Consider the following 17,054-nt stretch of genomic DNA (forward strand, 5'->3'; position numbering starts at 1 on the left):
GAGTTACTATCGTTGATGTAGAATTCAGGCATGGTAATTTCCTGTGCTATAGCCTGAAGTGAAGTAAATAGGCTAAGCGCTAAGGCCAGTAACGATAGGTCAAGTCTTTTTTTCATAGTCATCACACCTTATTATTATGTGAATATATGCACTATTAATCGAGCGATTTGGGGCGCTTGTTAATAATATTGTTAATATAAATATTGTAAAGTCATAAAATTATGAATTAAAAATTTATATCAAACCAAATTTTCATTTTTTTTTGTAATAATATTCTTACTCAAAATTGAAGACAATAATTACATATGTGAATGCAGGGCTTTAGTAGTAAACCAAACCTTCTTAAATAGCTAATATCCAAATAGTTAAATATAACGATTTTCTTCCAAAAATGATCAAAAAAACTTCAAAAATCAAAAGATTACGATGAGAAATTCAAAATTTTGCCACTAATAAATTGAAAATTTGATCAAATTTTCGATATTTTTAAACGTAAAAAAACATCTAAAAACGGCAATTTTTACCGATTAAGTGTACTTTTTTTGATCCAAATTGGTCAAAATTTAACAGTTTTTGTCTATAAATTTTAGTTAAAGAATTTACAATTATCTCATTACAGTAATTGTTCCTTTTCTGACTACTGCGCTATTTCTGGTAATTATATAATAATATATGAGCTCACTCGCGCCCGAAGCTGAATTTGCAGGCCAATCTTCATTATATCCTCCTGACTTCTCAAAATCCAACTTACCATCTGAATTATATATGGTTACCTGTACATTTGAAGCTTCAAATTCATCCGGTAATATCCAATTATCATTAAATCCAGGACTACCATTTGGTGTAATTACATTTGGAATCACTGCAGAAACACCTGGCTCATCACCAACTGTAATCTCACGTTCTATCTCACACTCCTGATAGGTAATAATTACTCTATATCTTCCCTCTTCAGAAACAGTAATCATATTGGTTGTTTCTCCATCTATCAATACAAAATCACCTCCTTCTTCTACAAACCATTCATAGGTATACAACAAGCTTAAAGGAACACTTAACGTAACCTCTCCGCCGAATGGTAAAAACGGTGGGTCTGAAACTATTTCAACATCGTCTGTTAAGAATTCTATCATCACTGGATCAGAAACCGCTACCGCAAAATCATTCGTAGGCCTAAAGGTAGCTTCAATCGTATAAGATGCATTCTCATCTGCACCATTTACTGTAATGCTTAAATCCGTTTCTCCTAAACTAGTACCATCTCGGAACCACTCGAAATCGAAAAAACTATATTGTCCTTCTGTCAAAGGAATCTCTAATCCTCCAGCAGTAATACCTAATAGCTCTTGTAAAGCCAAAGTTGCTGTGTTATCATCACAATCTATCACCTGAGAAACTGTAGGCAAAAAACTCTCTGCCACAAAAACCTCTGTCATTGCAACTAATAGGCTCCTACATACATCATTTGTTAAAACTTCTGCTCTGTACGCACCTACATTAGTCACATCAATGGATAAACCAGTTGCTCCTGGTATAAGAGTGTCATTCTCGAACCACCGAATGGTACTACCTGCTGGTGCATTAGTAGTAATTTCTAAGGTTATGGTCTCAGTAGGTAATAATATCATTTGTGGTGGTGACTGAGTTAAAATATCAGAACCTATATTAATTACTTCTACTGCATTCGTTAATATAGAACAGTTACTGTCTGCAGTCACTTCAACCGTATATGCTCCTCCAAAATTACTTTGCGGAAGTTCGTATGTAGGACTATTAGAATCTGCTATAGGTTCGCCATCCAAGAACCATTCATAGGTATATGCAGGATCGTTGATACTACATGTTAAAAAATTACCCGTTTCTGGGCAAAAACTAATCGGTTCTCCATTATCTTCATTAATAAAAACATTGGCGTTATTAAAGTCAAAAACAACTATGTTAATTCTATTTCTTCCACCATAAATCTCATTACAAGAATCTGATTCAAATATCACCGTATATCTTCCTGGTTGTGTCACATTTTGAAGAACATTTTCTGTCTCTCCAGGAATTATTTCGTCATCTAAAAGCCACGTATATAAAGGAAAATCATCCGGAAAAGCAGTAAGCGTAGTGGGTGTTCCTTGACATAAAGCAACATTATTTGCTCCTGAGTTTGGACCTTCAATAGAGATAGCATTATCTCCCATTGTATCTATAAAGTAAATGGGTATAGAATCATTCACTCTTTCTAATAAAGAGTTTTCATCTCTGATTCTTAAACTATATGCTTCTCCTCTTAAATCTGAAGGAATTTCAAAAGGTTCAAATATCAAATCCTGACTAGCCGCAATCGGTTCCAGTAATACTAACTCTTGCAATAATAATGGAGGGTCTTGAAAAACACCAGACTCATCAGAAAGTTCTAATAAAAACTTCGTTCCCGTACCGTAGAAACCTGATGGACCAGTATATTCGGAAATTGCTATTCGTTCAGGACTATTGGCAAGCGCACATACAATTTCCGTAGTAGAAACGCTTCCTGTTGCCGAAAACTTCGGTTCTGACAATGATTGTGAGTAAACCTGATCACCAAAAGTCAAAAATACAAGTAAAAAAAGGGGGATTATGTAAATATTTCTCATACGCCTATTATTTGTTTTAGCTAAGTTTAAAGGTACTCAAAAGAGAATATTTCTCAAAATAACAGGGAAAATTCCCCAAATACCTGAACAAAAAAGCCCTATAAACTAATTATAGGGCTATCATCTAGATATATTTTAAACTTATTCTTTACTTTCTTCAGTAGTTTTAGCACCATTTAATTCTGTAATAATTTTCTCTGTAAGATCCAATTCTTCTTTTGCATAAAAGATATTTTTAACTTCAGTTTCACCATAAATGTATGTATAACCATTCTTTTTACCATAATCTTTTATAAAACTCTCCACTTTAGAAATAATTGAGTCTATTTCCGCCTGACTACCTTGCTGAATTTCCTGCATTCTAGTTTGCTGTTCTCTTTGCAAAGTTTGTTGCTTCACCATCAATTCTTGCTCCTTTTTCTCCCTATTGGCTTGAGTCATGGATTTCATTATATTTTGATAACCCTGTACTTCAATCTGAAACTGTTTTGCTTTTTCCTCTAATTCAGCTCTTACTTCATTATTTTTCTTTGTCCACTTCTCCTTTGCAGTTTTCATCTCATTAAAATCAGACACTACTTTTGTATTATTTACAAAACCAGTTTTTTCAATTTGCTGATTACAAGATATCATTCCCAGTAATGCTATTGCAATCCATAAAAAATTTCTCATTATTCTAAATTTTAGTTCTGCGCAAAAATATCAAAGTTCAATTGATCATATCATTATTAAATGATCAAATTAATGAATCATAAGAAAAAACAATGACTATCTTTTCTATTATTATAAAAACTAATAGAAAACCGTCAAAAAAGACGCTTTTTGACGCCTTTTTAGAAAAAACAAGGGTGTTACACCCAAAACCGTATAAAAACCGCTTAAAATTGCCTTAAAAAAGAATTTACTTGTTTTTTAATATATAAATGTGTGAAGAATACTGTTTTGATCTTATTCCCTTTAGATTTGAAATAAGGCCTACCCAAAACGCTCTTAAAAAATTCATTTTTCCATTTTTATACTTTTCTGATAAAAGAGAAACATAAAAAGAATCAAAAATTAATGGTTTTGTTTTCTGAAGTTGAATTTTTTCTTTTTCAAAAAGGGACTTTATAGCTTCTCTTGAAAAATGCCATAAATGCCTTGGCACATCATAAGCGGCCCAATAGGATTTGTAATACTCCGCATCATATGATTTAAAATTTGGCACTGCTATTATGAGATATCCGTTAGGTTTCAAAAGTCTCTTTAATTCTTTAATTTGAAGATGAACATCAGGAACGTGTTCCAACACATGCCACATTGTAATAACATCAAAATTATTATCTGGAAGTGTCGACGTATCAGATTCTAATACAATCCCTTTATTCTTTGCTAATACTTTAGCTTGATCATTGGGTTCTACACCAACAACCTTCCAATTCTTTCTTTTTGCTTCTATTAAAAAATCTCCTGTTCCAGCACCAAGGTCTAATAAAGCACCTGAACTTTGATGTAAACCAGAAATTAATCTTACCTTTTTTCGTAATGAATATTTTTTTACAATATGATATAGATTTTCAAAAACCGTTCTTTTGGCATCTGTATGAGAGATATAGTCCTCACTCTCATAATACTTTCCTAAAGTATCACTTGAAGGTTTTGGTAAGGTCATCAACATATCATGTTCTTCGTCTTTATACAATTCAAATTTTTCTCTAGAAACCGTATGGTCCTTACAGATCAAATAAAATTCCAATTTATTATTCATTGATGTTCTTGATAAAAGTGTAATGAGTTAACAGAAAAATTAAACAACCTATTAAAAATGTTCCACGTGGAACTAAGATTTCGTTGCATTATAAATCTCTACATTCAAAAGCTTACTTAAGTCTTCGGCTTTTTTTAAAGCTATATCATACTTGTTTGTTTTAAACAAGGTTTCTCTTCTATTCTCTTTAAAAAAACGAACAACGTATCCTTCATGCCTTTCTTTAGTTCCAAGAGCACTAACAGTACTCCATTCATTATTTTGACTAAAAGATCCAGCAAACACAGAAATATAGTCTGGAAATTCTAAATCCAACTTCTGCTTATAAAAAACCAGACCAAAAACCGAAAAGACTTTATGATTTTCAAAAGTCTTATCTATTCTATAACTAATTGAAAATCCTAAAAAAAGAAAAGATACTACAAACAGTAAAATTCTTGAAAAAAGTTCTTCCTTACTAAAAACTAACATTGCTGCAGAAAAAACAAAAACAATTATCACTAATATTTTTCCCTTTAAAGCTCTTTCCTGTTTACATAAAACATACTTCATCATCGACCCATATAAACCAACAACACAGAAATGTCACTTGGAGAAACACCACTAATTCGTGAAGCTTGAGAAATTGTTGCTGGCTTAATTTTTGACATCTTCTCGCAAGCTTCATATGACAATGATTTCAACTTTGTATAATCAAAGTCTTTTGGGATTTTAATATTTTCCAAACGGTTTAGCTTATCTGCATTATTTTTCTCTTTTTCTATATAACCAGAATACTTTACCTGTATTTCAGTTTGCTCCAATACTTCTTTATCAAGATTGTTTTGTTCTATATACTCAGAAACCTTTTCCACTCGTGTCATATCATCTAGCGTAATTTGAGGACGAGCAAAAATCTTAAACATCTTGCCACTTTGATTAATAGGTGAAGATTTCTTTTCCTCTAAAACTGGATTTATCTCTTTCGGAGAAACACTTGTTTCTTTAAAAAATCGAACGAAACTTTCAGATTTCTTCTGTTTTTCCTCCATTCTCACCAAACGTTCATCAGACGCTAAACCTATTTTATGTGCAATAGGTGTCAATCTAAAATCTGCATTATCCTGTCTTAGCAATGTTCTATATTCCGCTCTAGATGTAAACATTCTATACGGCTCCTCTGTTCCTTTTGTAATTAAATCATCAATTAAGACCCCTATATAAGCTTCACTTCTTGTTAAAGTAAAAGGATCTCTTTCCTTTACTTTTAGAGCTGCATTTACACCTGCCATTAAGCCTTGAGAAGCTGCCTCCTCATATCCTGTAGTACCATTAATTTGACCGGCAAAAAACAAACCACTGATCAACTTAGTTTCTAATGTGTGTGTTAATTGTGTTGGTGGAAAATAATCATACTCTATCGCATAACCGGGTCTAAAAAACTTGACACTTTCAAAACCTACAACAGATCGTAAAGCTTTAAACTGAACATCCTCTGGTAATGATGTAGAAAAACCATTCACATACACCTCTACCGTATTCCATCCTTCGGGTTCAATAAACATTTGATGCCTTTCCTTATCCGCAAACCTATTAATCTTATCTTCTATAGAGGGGCAATATCGTGGACCTATACTTTTAATTCTCCCATTAAACATTGGTGATCTATCAAAACCTTCTCTAAGCAAATCATGTACTTCTGGCGAAGTATATGTCATATAACAAGATCTCTGTTGTGTTAATGGCTTGGATAAATTAGAATAACTAAACTTTTCTGGTTTTTCATCACCAGGTTGCTCTACCATTTTAGAATAATCCAACGACCTTCCATCCACTCTTGGTGGAGTTCCTGTTTTCATTCTTCCAGAATCAAAACCTAAATCTATTAATTGCTCTGTAATTCCTGTTGCAGCTCTTTCTCCTGCTCTACCTCCTCCGAATTGTTTTTCGCCGATATGAATCAAACCATTCAAAAAAGTACCATTGGTTAACACTACAGTTTTTGCTCTAACTTCTATCCCTAAAGAAGTCCTTACTCCTTTAATTTCTTCTCCCTCTATTATTAGACCACTCACCATTTCTTGGTAAAAATCCAAGTTAGGTGTTTGCTCCAACAACAACCTCCATTCTTCAGCAAAACGCATACGGTCGCTTTGTACCCTTGGACTCCACATAGCAGGTCCTTTTGACTTATTAAGCATCTTGAATTGAATAGCAGTTCTATCACTTACAATACCACTATAACCTCCAAGTGCATCAATTTCTCTAACAATCTGTCCTTTTGCTATACCACCCATCGCAGGGTTACAACTCATTTGCGCAATGTTTTGCAAATTCATAGTCATCAGCAAAGTACTACAACCTAAATTTGCGGCTGACGCCGCAGCTTCACTTCCAGCATGCCCTCCTCCAACTACGATAACATCATACTCTTTATCAAACATAATATTTCCTATTTGTTCCACGTGGAACACAATAATTAACTAAAAAATTTGTTCCACGTGGAACAAATTATATAAAAACTAACTATATTCCACGTGGAACATAGTTAGTTTTTCATCTTCCTTTTGTCTCATAAGAACGCTCTCTTCTTCAGATTTGTCTTTATAACCACAGAAGTGTAAAACCCCATGAACCAAGACTCTTCTAAGCTCTTCAAGAAAATTTACCGAATAAAGTTCTGCATTCTCCTTAACTCTGTCCAAAGAAACAAAAATGTCACCATTCAATTGATTGCCCATCGTACTGTCGAAACTTATGATGTCCGTATACGTATCGTGGTTCAAAAAATCTTGGTTGATCTTTAACAAATATTCATCCGTACAAAAAATATAATTTATCTCACCCAAGCTCTTTCCTTCAGAAACAGCCACCTTATTTAGCCATGAACTCAATGATTTCTCATCCTCTAAAACATTTACAGATTCATAAAAAAAATTAATCATTTCCTTTCTTAAAATATTCTTGTACTTTCCTCTTATGATTTTGCCGCAAAGGTAATACTTGTCGATTTAATATCTCAGTAGTATTAAAATATTGTTTAGCCTTAATAAGTTCGTCACTTTCATTGTTTTTATATCGAGTGTTATTCGTCTTGCTTTCTCTACGCTCTTCCTCTCCTTGCTCAAAAGTAGCATCATCTAGTTTTAAAAGCTCATGCTTAAGATTCAACATTTTTCTTAAGGTATTATTATTAAATCCTTTTTCCAATAACTCACCTTCCACCTGTTCCATCTTTCTTAGCAAAGCACTTCCTTTTCCACCTTTAATACCTTCCTTTCTTAGCTTATCCTCAAGAGCATTTCTTAGTTGCTGTTGCTGCTTGTAAATTTCATATAATTCTCCATTCAAATTCTCATTCTCAATTTCCGATTCTCCATCACCCTCAGAGTTCTTTCCATTCCTTCCGTTCTTATCACCTTCTCCATTTTTATCTCCACTCTTACCTTTTCCATTTTCACCTTTTTCACCAGAAGACCCACCATTCGAATCGCCTTGTTCTTCACCCTGTTTCTTGCCTTTACCTTTTTTCTGACCTTCTTCCATTTTTTGGTTAAGCTCCTCCTGTTTCTTTATAATGTCTGGTAATTGAAACCCTTTAGAATCACCACTTTTTCCCTTGCCCGACATTGACATACTATTCTGCATTTGGTCTAACGCCAAACTTAAAAAATAAGCTAAATCATTAGAACCAGTTACAGAATATTGTTGATTTGCTGTTCCCTGTATAACCTGATTCTCGGACAATCTTTCTAATGACTTGTCAATATTATATTCTATATCGGTTAACTTATCCGTAATCTTATCAGAAATTTTTGGCGTGCGCAATGCCAACGCGTATAAACTATCATCAATATGTATAAAATTCTCTCTAAGTACACTTTGCTTTTTTAACTTTGTAGAATACGTTGGATTATCATTATCGATTCCCTTGAAACCCTTCATTAACTCCTCTTGCTCTATCGAAAAATCAACCAAATTATCCAATATCTGTCTCAACATATCCATGTCTTCCTGCTGTTGTTGCTCACCACCCATTTGCATCTGCATTTGCATACCCTTACTCATTTGTTTCATTTTCTCGGCTGCACTCTTTTGATTTTTCTTAGCATCAGATTTTTTCTGTTTATCTAGGTTATCACTTGCCTTTTGTTGTTCATCATTAATCTCTTTTTCATCAGCTTCATTCTGATCCAAGTTCATCGGTTTTTTCAAATCTTTATTATCCTTTCTCAACTCCTCCATCTCCTTTTGAAACTCATTAAACTTTTCGTTTATCTTATCTTGCTCCTCTTTAGTATTCTCCTCTTCCTTCTCAGACAACTCCTCTTGTTCCTTTGCCAAATCCTTAAGCTTATCCGCTAACTCTTCATGCTTTTGAATCACATAATATCTTTTTGTTAGCTCCAACAACTGTTCTAAATTCTTCTTTAGATTTTTATTTTCTTTTGCTAATTCCTCTAACTTCTCAGTTAATTCTTCCTTTCGGATTTTCTCAGATAACTTATTAATCTCTTCGAGCAGTTTCTCATTCTTCTTGAGTTTTTGTTCATTTCTTTCTAACATTTCTTTCAAGGCATCCTTGAAAGGTTCTTCTTCATTCTTTTCCTCTAACTGATTCAAGTTATCCTTCAACTTCTTTGAAAAACTTTGCATCATTTTTTCTTGTTCCTTTTGTCTTTTCAAGTAATCTTCCAACTTCTTTCTATCATTAAAATCCAATTGTTTTTTCTCTTTTTGCAATTTGCTCAACTCTTTCAAATCCCCTTCTTGTTCCTTAAACTTTTTAAGTGATTTGTTTAAACCAGAGATGGCCTCATTCTGTTCATTTAATCTTTTTTTATTTTCTTCTGCATTGGTTAATTTTCTAAAATTAAAAACCTGGCTTTTCGAACTTTTACTACCATTAACCCCATCGTTATCAAAAATCTCAAAGTAAAAATCATAATCAACACCATCTTCCAATTCTATATTACCTGGAAACGTAAACACAAACTCATCAAAAACTGAGGTCGAAACGTCTATTTTTACCTTATTCTTAAGCTCATCATTTTCACTATTATGATACACCAATTGTAAATTTCTTAACCCATAGTCGTCGCTTACTCTTCCAAAAAAATACAAAGTACTATTATCAATAGTATCTTTTTCAGAGCTTATATTAATCTCTGGATATTGATCCCTTACCACCTTTATATTAAAAGATAAATTATCGTAATCCTTTACGTTTTTATTTGAAGTTGTTATTTGATAATCTAAATCATCCGCCAACTTATTCTTATAAACGAAATCATCCTTTTCCTTTTTAAAATCTATTATAGAATCCTTCACTATCATATTCACTATATCCGTATTTCGGGTCTCTACCTTCCATGAAATTTTTGTTCCTTCTGGAACAACAGCATTTCCAGAACTGCTTAATGATTCATCTATTTTCTGAGTATAGCTAGGATAATCCAACTCCATTGTAAAATCCAACAAACTAGGAACAGGAACTACATCTAAAACATACCTTTTTGAACTTACCTCATTAGAAGAGAGCACAAACTCTATAGGTTCATTAGGCTGAATAAATGTATACTCGAACTCTCCTACTCCAGAGCTTTTCAAGAAATATGTTTCACTGTTGTACGTAATCCTTACATCTTCAGGTATGACTTCACCCGAAGTTCTTACCTTCAATAAAAAGTCCTTACTCTCTAAAGCATTTAGCGTATTATTAACTACAAAAAACTGAAAAGGTGCTGGCGGTTCATACGCCGTTTCATAATTAACTACCCTTTTATAACTCTCTGAAAACCAGCTACTACTATTKAACAAACTTACAAGTAAAAAAACCGCAATTGGAATTATTGCATACTTTAAATGTTTTACATTTTTTTTAAAATTTATAGCTGTTTTAAAAGGAATAAGACGTAATTCCGATGACTTCTGTTCTATACTAGCCAATAATAAAGAAGATGACGTTTTATCTTCACTTAACTGTAAAAGATTCAACAATTTGTCATTTACATTAGGAAAATGATTGCCAATTATTTTAGATGCATTTTCATAATTAATTCCATTTGCTAGCTTAAATAATTTAGCTAACGGTATAATAATAAATTTAACAAACAATCCTATTTCCACTGCTATAAACAACCAAAACAACAAAGTTCTCCAACCACTACTTAACCAAAACATATACTCAATCAGAAGAGTAATCAAGAAATATAATATACCTATAGACAAAAAAAGTATGATCCCTTTTATTAATTCATTGGTATAATATTTCCTTATAAAACTTTCTAATTTTTGCTTGATGATTTCAAAACTATCCATAAAACATCCTATTCTTTAACAGTAATCTATAAAACTACAACATTATTTCTTATAGATTTGTTATATTTATTATAATTCAAACCCCTAGTATCTAACTTCTTATGAAAGATTTAAAATATATATCCGCCTATAGCATACCATTGATTGCAATTCTCAGTATTAACTTAGAAGGTATATACACCTATCTTACACCTATATATGTTTTTGGATTGATACCCATAATAGAACTATTCACACCTTCCTCTGAAGAAAATCTTGATGCTGATTCCAGACTTTCAAAATCCAAAAAGAAACTCTTTGATTGGTTGTTATATATAAATCTTCCTCTTATTTATATCATCTTATTTTACGCTTTATATACTGTCACATCCACCGAACTTTATACCTATGAAATTGTTGGAATTATAATTTCTACTGGTATTGTTTTAGGAGCGAATGGTATTAACGTAGGTCACGAATTAGGTCATCGTTTCTCTAATGAACGATTTATAGCCAAAGCTYTCCTACTTCCATCTTTATATATGCATTTTTATGTAGAACACAACTTTGGGCATCATCTAAAAGCCGCTACCAACGAAGATCCTGCAACTGCTAGATATAATCAACCTTTGTATATTTTCTGGATCACATCAGTACTAGGACAATATATCAGTGCATGGAAAATACAAACCAAATTACTTCAACAAAATAATAAACACTTCCTATCACTAAAGAATGATATGTTTTGGTACATCATCATTACAACATTTTTTCTTTCAATTATATTTTTCACCTTTGGTTTTACTGGTTTATGGGTTGCTATTTCATGTGGAACAGTTGGGTTTTTACTATTAGAAACTATCAACTATATCGAACATTATGGACTTATAAGGAAAAAGAACAAATCGGGTCGTTACGAACGTGTACGCGAAATTCATTCTTGGAATTCCAATCATTTACTTGGTAGAATTCTACTTTTTGAACTTACACGTCATAGTGATCACCATTATAAAGCATCTAAAAAATATCAAATTTTAGATCATCATAATGAAAGTCCTCAATTACCATTTGGATATCCAACCTCAATGGTGATTGCTTTGTTTCCACCTATATGGTTTATACTAATGAATAAAAGAGTACCTAGAGAAATGAAACCTACATCTTAAGTAATCTATTATTAAAACAAATCTTTTTTAAACACCTATTATACATCGTATCTTTGCCATTTCCTTTGCAACCAGTCAGGTTTAAAACATAAGATTATGACGAAAACACCGCGAGTAAGATTTGCTCCAAGTCCAACAGGTCCTTTACATATTGGAGGTGTAAGGACGGCTTTATTTAACTATTTATTCACAAAAAAGAAACAAGGAACTTTTGTTCTTAGAATTGAAGATACTGATCAAAACCGTTTTGTTCATGGCGCTGAAGACTATATTACTGATGCGCTAAATTGGTGTAATATTCCTTTTGATGAAGGCCCAGGAAAAGATGGTGGTTTCGGACCATACCGTCAAAGTGAACGCAAACACTTATACCGTCAATATGCAGATGAACTTATTGCAAAAGGTTACGCATATTATGCCTTCGATACCTCAGAAGAACTAGAGGCACATAGAAAAAATCATGAAGCCCAAGGAAAAACTTTTATATATAATTGGCACAACAGAGCAAAGCTTACAAATTCCTTATCTCTATCAGATTCTGAAACAGAAAGCAAGATTAATTCTGGTGAGCCTTATGTTATTCGCTTCAAATCTCCGCAAGATGAGATACTTGTGCTCACCGACGAAATTCGGGGCGAAATAACTATTGATACCAATGTCCTCGATGATAAAATACTTTTTAAAAGCGACGGAATGCCTACTTATCATTTAGCGAATATTGTTGACGATCATCTTATGGAAATCACACACGTTATTCGTGGAGAAGAATGGTTGCCTTCCCTACCCTTACACATTTTATTGTACAGAGCTTTCGATTGGGAATCTCCAAAATTTGCACACTTGCCCTTAATTCTAAAACCAACTGGTAAGGGTAAATTAGGAAAGCGTGACGGTATAAAAGGTGGATTTCCTGTATTCCCATTAGAATGGAAAGATCCTAAAACTGAAGAAATAGCTTCTGGATATCGAGAAGATGGTTACCTACCAGAAGCCGTTATTAATATGTTAGCCTTTCTAGGATGGAACCCTGGAACTGAACAAGAATTATTTTCTTTAGAAGAACTTGTTAAAGAATTTGATCTTACTAGAGTCAATAAAGCAGGCGCCAAATTTGATCCTGAAAAAACAAAATGGTTTCAACAACAGCATTTTCAAAATGCAGATATCAATTTACATGTGGAACAATTAAAAAATATTCTATCAAAAAAGAATATTTCCTACTCTTTTGATTTAGAAGAAGTAGTTTCTTTAATTCAAGAAAGAGCCATTTTTAGTAATGATCTTTGGGATCTCAGTTCATTCCTATTTATTGCACCATCAGAATATGATGAAAAAGCTGTAAAAAAAGCATGGAAAGAAGATACTCCTGATTTAATGCATGAATTAACTCGTATCCTAAGCGATATTAATAATTTTACTTCAGATACTATATCCAATATTGTGAAAAGCTGGATAAAATCTAAAGAAATAGGTTTTGGTAAAATTATGATGCCGCTAAGAATATCATTAGTTGGTTCTTTACAAGGACCAGATCTATTTGAAATCATGTCCATCATTGGAAAAAATGAAACTATTAAACGAATAGAATCTACTAAAGAAAAACTTTAGTAATTCGTTGTTTTAAGCTTATAAATAGCTCTTTGTTTACTGTTTAACAAAGGGCTATTTTCTTATTACAGTGTAACATTTTTATAGAAATTCCTACTGATAAAGAAATAAACTAAATGTTCGTCTACTATGGGAAAGCAATATAAAGTACTAAAAATTACCAATCTTTGGTCCACTGAAAAATTACGTAAAGAAGCAGAAGATACCTTAAACAAAGCATCAAAAGAAGGTTGGGAAATAATATCAGTAGCGTTTGGAACATCCAGTAGCTCAGGTATGTCTACTGCAATGATAACTATTGCAAAATAAAATATAAGTATTTACAATTAATTAGTAAATTCAAAATATCAAATAACATTTAATCTGAACACCAATGATAACATATTTAACACCAATTTTCGTAGTATTTGGATTTCTAATACTAATTACCGGAATCTTTACAGTAAAACAACAAACTTCTGCTGTTATAGAACGTTTTGGGAAATTCTTAAGCATTCGTAATTCTGGGCTACATTTCAAAATTCCAATTTTCGACAAAATAGCAGGAAGAATTAATTTAAAAATTCAGCAATTAGACGTTTTAGTAGAAACAAAAACAAAAGATGATGTTTTTGTTCGTCTTAAAATATCTGTTCAATTTCAAGTTATTAAGGACAAAGTATATGATGCCTTTTACAAATTAGAAAATCCACATGACCAAATTACTTCCTATGTATTCGATGTTGTTCGTGCAGAGGTTCCTAAAATGAAACTAGATGATGTTTTTGAAAGAAAAGATGATATCGCAATCGCTGTAAAACAAGAATTAAACGAAGCTATGGTTAACTATGGTTATGATATTATAAAAACCCTAGTTACAGATATTGATCCAGATCTTCAGGTAAAAGAAGCAATGAACAGGATTAATGCCGCTGAAAGAGAAAAAGTTGCAGCCGAATATGAAGCAGAAGCTGAGCGTATTAAAATCGTAGCAAAAGCACGTGCCGAAGCTGAAAGTAAACGATTACAAGGTCAAGGTATTGCAGATCAAAGAAGAGAAATCGCCAGAGGTTTAGAAGAAAGCGTTGACGTTCTAAACAATGTTGGTATTAATTCACAAGAAGCCTCTGCCCTAATCGTTGTTACACAACATTACGATACCTTACAATCTATAGGAGAAGAGACGAACAGTAATCTTATTTTATTACCTAACTCTCCCCAAGCAGGAAGCGACATGTTAAATAACATGATTGCATCATTTACTGCTTCTAATCAAATTGGAGAAGAGTTAAAAAGACAAAATGCAAAAAAAGGTCTTGGTAGAAAAAAATCTGAAGAATAAGAAATTTCTATAAAAGAACTAAATCCGATCATAAATTATGATCGGATTTTATTTTTTAGGCAATTTTTGAATTTTCTATTCAATTAAATTACTAATTTTGTATAAAAATCGAAATAAACGGTTTTAAGCGCATTTTAATTATAAAGACGTAAAATCACATTATGCAACTTTTATGTTCGCTTACAGTCTTTTATATACATCCGTTTACAATAGATAAAAATAATTACAAAAACTAATTGATAAGTATTATTTATACCTATCTCATTTACAAAAACACAGTCATGAAAAATTACTTACTCATTTTCCTTTTAATTTCTGGAAGTGTTTTTTCGCAAAACATTTCGAAATTAAAAAAACAAGCTCTTCGCGATGCAAAGATTGTTTCTGAAGCTTCTGTTCAAAAAGATGTTAATACACTTTTAGAACATACGCATCCAAAAATATCTAAAAAGGTGGGAGACGATCAATTAAGAAAAGAACTAGAAGATACTTTTAGAACCATGAGTGCTCAAAAAATCAAAATCATTAGTTCTGAAGTTGATGAAGTTGTTGATATAAGAAAAGAAAAAAAAGAATATCGTTGTCTTGTAAAAAATACCATTCTAATGGATTACAATGGGCGTAATGTGAAATTTAAATCTTCTCTTTTTGGTTTTTACAATAAGAAAAAAGAAAAATGGTATTTTGTAGATGCAAATAAATTATTAGATGATGAAGACACAAAGAAAGTTTTCAGAAATTTTAATACAGATATCGAAATCCCTCAGGATGAACAGATAGCTGATTTCTAATTGTTTAAACTAATTTTCACAGAAAAAAATAGATTTTTCACTCTCATGATCCTCTATATTGAATAAATCCAATATAGAGTGATACATGATATCTGTAGTGATACTTTCACCGCTTCTTTCGATCATACTATTGATTTTTTCTTCATATCTATTTCTAAATTCATCAGAGTACCAAACTAACATTGCTGGATTGGTAAGACTTTTATAATGCGAGTGTAACCATTTTCCGTCCTCACCCATTGCTTCTCCATGATCAGAAATATATACCATAACCGTTGGAGTATTTCTACTATCTAAAAAACTAATAATACTATCCAAAAAATTATCCAAGTAAAGGATTGTATTGTCGTATGAATTAATCATTTGTTCCTTTGTTAATGAGGGAATATATTTACTATCCACAACCGGAATAAACTCTCTAAATTCATCGGTATATCGATCTTCATACCACCAATGACTACCAATCATATGTAATGAAAATAAGCCGTTATTTTGCTTATTAATTTGTTTCTTAAGCTCTGGTATCAAACAGAGATCTTCTTTCTTATGAAAGCTCCAAAATGATCTTAATTCATCTATTATTTGTACTTCATTATTTGTGTTTACAATTGTTTTATAAGAACTTTCTAACAATTGATTTCCTATCCAACTTGTGTGAATATTTCTAGAGTTTACCATATCAAATAATGATATAATTGAATCCTGAGATACTCCAGAAATACTTTGATTTGTCAAAATTCTTGGTAAACTAAGTGCAGTGTTTGTCTTGTTTGTAAAAACATTTTTAAAACTAACAATATTCTTCCTTTTAGCTAATTTTGGAGTTGTATTTCGTTTATATCCATTTAATGAAAGATGATCAGCTCTTACTGATTCACCCAAAATAAAAACTACTGTAATATCATTTTCTAAGAATAAAGAACTACTTTTTTCAATCTTTTTCAACGGAATATCCTCTTCACCCATATAAGCAATTGTACTATAGAACAGCGAATAAGGAAGTTTAGTACTAAAGCTTTTTAATCTCAATTTGTCTGCCACAAAAAACAAACATATTAATCCAATACTTAGCGGTAAAAAAAACTGAAATCCTTTCCTTTTTTCAATCTTATTGTAAAACTTAAATACTAAAAAAAGAACTACTGCTAAAAGGAATAAAAAAAGAATAAACTCTACGCTAATAAGATCTCTTACAATGTATGATTTTGTCGTTAAAATGGCATGGATTAACGCTGTAGACACAGAAATATCAATACTATATATCCAAAAAGAAATACCTCCTAAAACTAAAAACAGCAAAGAAAACAGAAGCTTAAAGACTATTTTAGATAAAGATAAAATATACAATACACCAGCAAAAGTTGATTGAATAATGCATAAATGAATCAAATATGCAACAACATCCTTTCCCCCTTTTAGTGGTGTATTATAATAAGACGAACAGGTAATGAAAAGAGCAAAAACTATATTAAGAATGAGATGAAAAAATATCACTTTCTTATACTGCTTCCACTTCAT

At 32.0% G+C, this 17,054-nt stretch carries 13 protein-coding genes; 5 read left to right on the plus strand and 8 right to left on the minus strand.

Going from position 1 to position 17,054, the window contains the following annotated elements; genetic code table 11:
* Positions 1-605: 605 nt before the first annotated feature.
* The 7 genes from GBO31_RS18810 to GBO31_RS18840 all read right to left on the minus strand — a co-directional run bounded on the left by GBO31_RS18810 (position 606) and on the right by GBO31_RS18840 (position 10,671).
* Positions 606-2,624: a gliding motility-associated C-terminal domain-containing protein gene (locus tag GBO31_RS18810; RefSeq protein ID WP_219010013.1), complete on the minus strand. Its 2,019-nt coding sequence runs from the start codon at positions 2,622-2,624 to the stop codon at positions 606-608.
* A 141-nt stretch (positions 2,625-2,765) separates the two neighbouring features.
* Complete coding sequence (locus tag GBO31_RS18815; protein ID WP_219010014.1) at positions 2,766-3,296, minus strand: OmpH family outer membrane protein; 531 nt, start codon at positions 3,294-3,296, stop codon at positions 2,766-2,768.
* Positions 3,297-3,525: 229 nt separating this feature from the next.
* The gene (locus GBO31_RS18820) at positions 3,526-4,371 is read right to left on the minus strand and encodes a class I SAM-dependent methyltransferase (protein WP_219010015.1); all 846 of its coding nucleotides are present in this window, start codon (positions 4,369-4,371) and stop codon (positions 3,526-3,528) included.
* A gap of 72 nt (positions 4,372-4,443) precedes the next feature.
* The gene (locus GBO31_RS18825; protein WP_219010016.1) at positions 4,444-4,926 is read right to left on the minus strand and encodes a hypothetical protein; all 483 of its coding nucleotides are present in this window, start codon (positions 4,924-4,926) and stop codon (positions 4,444-4,446) included.
* Positions 4,923-6,794, minus strand: coding sequence for a tRNA uridine-5-carboxymethylaminomethyl(34) synthesis enzyme MnmG (gene mnmG / locus GBO31_RS18830; RefSeq protein WP_219010017.1), 1,872 nt, complete (start codon positions 6,792-6,794; stop codon positions 4,923-4,925). Before mnmG ends, GBO31_RS18825 begins: the two co-directional genes overlap by 4 nt.
* Before the next feature lie 78 nt (positions 6,795-6,872).
* The gene (gene ybeY / locus GBO31_RS18835; protein WP_219010018.1) at positions 6,873-7,295 is read right to left on the minus strand and encodes an rRNA maturation RNase YbeY; all 423 of its coding nucleotides are present in this window, start codon (positions 7,293-7,295) and stop codon (positions 6,873-6,875) included.
* The gene (locus GBO31_RS18840; protein WP_219010019.1) at positions 7,288-10,671 is read right to left on the minus strand and encodes a DUF4175 family protein; all 3,384 of its coding nucleotides are present in this window, start codon (positions 10,669-10,671) and stop codon (positions 7,288-7,290) included. Before GBO31_RS18840 ends, ybeY begins: the two co-directional genes overlap by 8 nt.
* 101 nt (positions 10,672-10,772) lie before the next feature.
* Here GBO31_RS18840 and GBO31_RS18845 point away from each other — a divergent pair, with 101 nt between their 5' ends.
* The 5 genes from GBO31_RS18845 (at position 10,773) to GBO31_RS18865 (ending at position 15,536) form a co-directional block, all read left to right on the plus strand.
* Entirely contained in the window at positions 10,773-11,816 is a 1,044-nt protein-coding gene (locus GBO31_RS18845) for an alkane 1-monooxygenase (RefSeq protein ID WP_219010020.1), read from the plus strand.
* 96 nt (positions 11,817-11,912) lie between these two features.
* On the plus strand, positions 11,913-13,424 hold the full coding sequence (gene gltX / locus GBO31_RS18850; RefSeq protein ID WP_219010021.1) for a glutamate--tRNA ligase: 1,512 nt from the start codon (positions 11,913-11,915) through the stop codon (positions 13,422-13,424).
* A gap of 129 nt (positions 13,425-13,553) precedes the next feature.
* Positions 13,554-13,733 carry a DUF4177 domain-containing protein gene (locus tag GBO31_RS18855; protein WP_219010022.1) on the plus strand — a complete coding sequence of 60 codons (180 nt, stop codon included), beginning with the start codon at positions 13,554-13,556 and terminating at the stop codon, positions 13,731-13,733.
* Between the two features lie 64 nt (positions 13,734-13,797).
* Positions 13,798-14,745 (plus strand): SPFH domain-containing protein, encoded by a 948-nt coding sequence (locus GBO31_RS18860; protein ID WP_219010023.1) that lies wholly within the window; start codon positions 13,798-13,800, stop codon positions 14,743-14,745.
* 281 nt (positions 14,746-15,026) lie between these two features.
* Positions 15,027-15,536 (plus strand): hypothetical protein, encoded by a 510-nt coding sequence (locus tag GBO31_RS18865; protein WP_219010024.1) that lies wholly within the window; start codon positions 15,027-15,029, stop codon positions 15,534-15,536.
* A 9-nt stretch (positions 15,537-15,545) separates the two neighbouring features.
* Here GBO31_RS18865 and GBO31_RS18870 read toward each other — a convergent pair whose 3' ends face one another.
* Entirely contained in the window at positions 15,546-17,054 is a 1,509-nt protein-coding gene (locus GBO31_RS18870) for a phosphoethanolamine transferase (protein WP_219010025.1), read from the minus strand.

The sequence above is a fragment of the Aquimarina litoralis genome (genome assembly GCF_019295435.1).
Classification (GTDB): Bacteria; Bacteroidota; Bacteroidia; order Flavobacteriales; family Flavobacteriaceae; genus Aquimarina; species Aquimarina litoralis_A.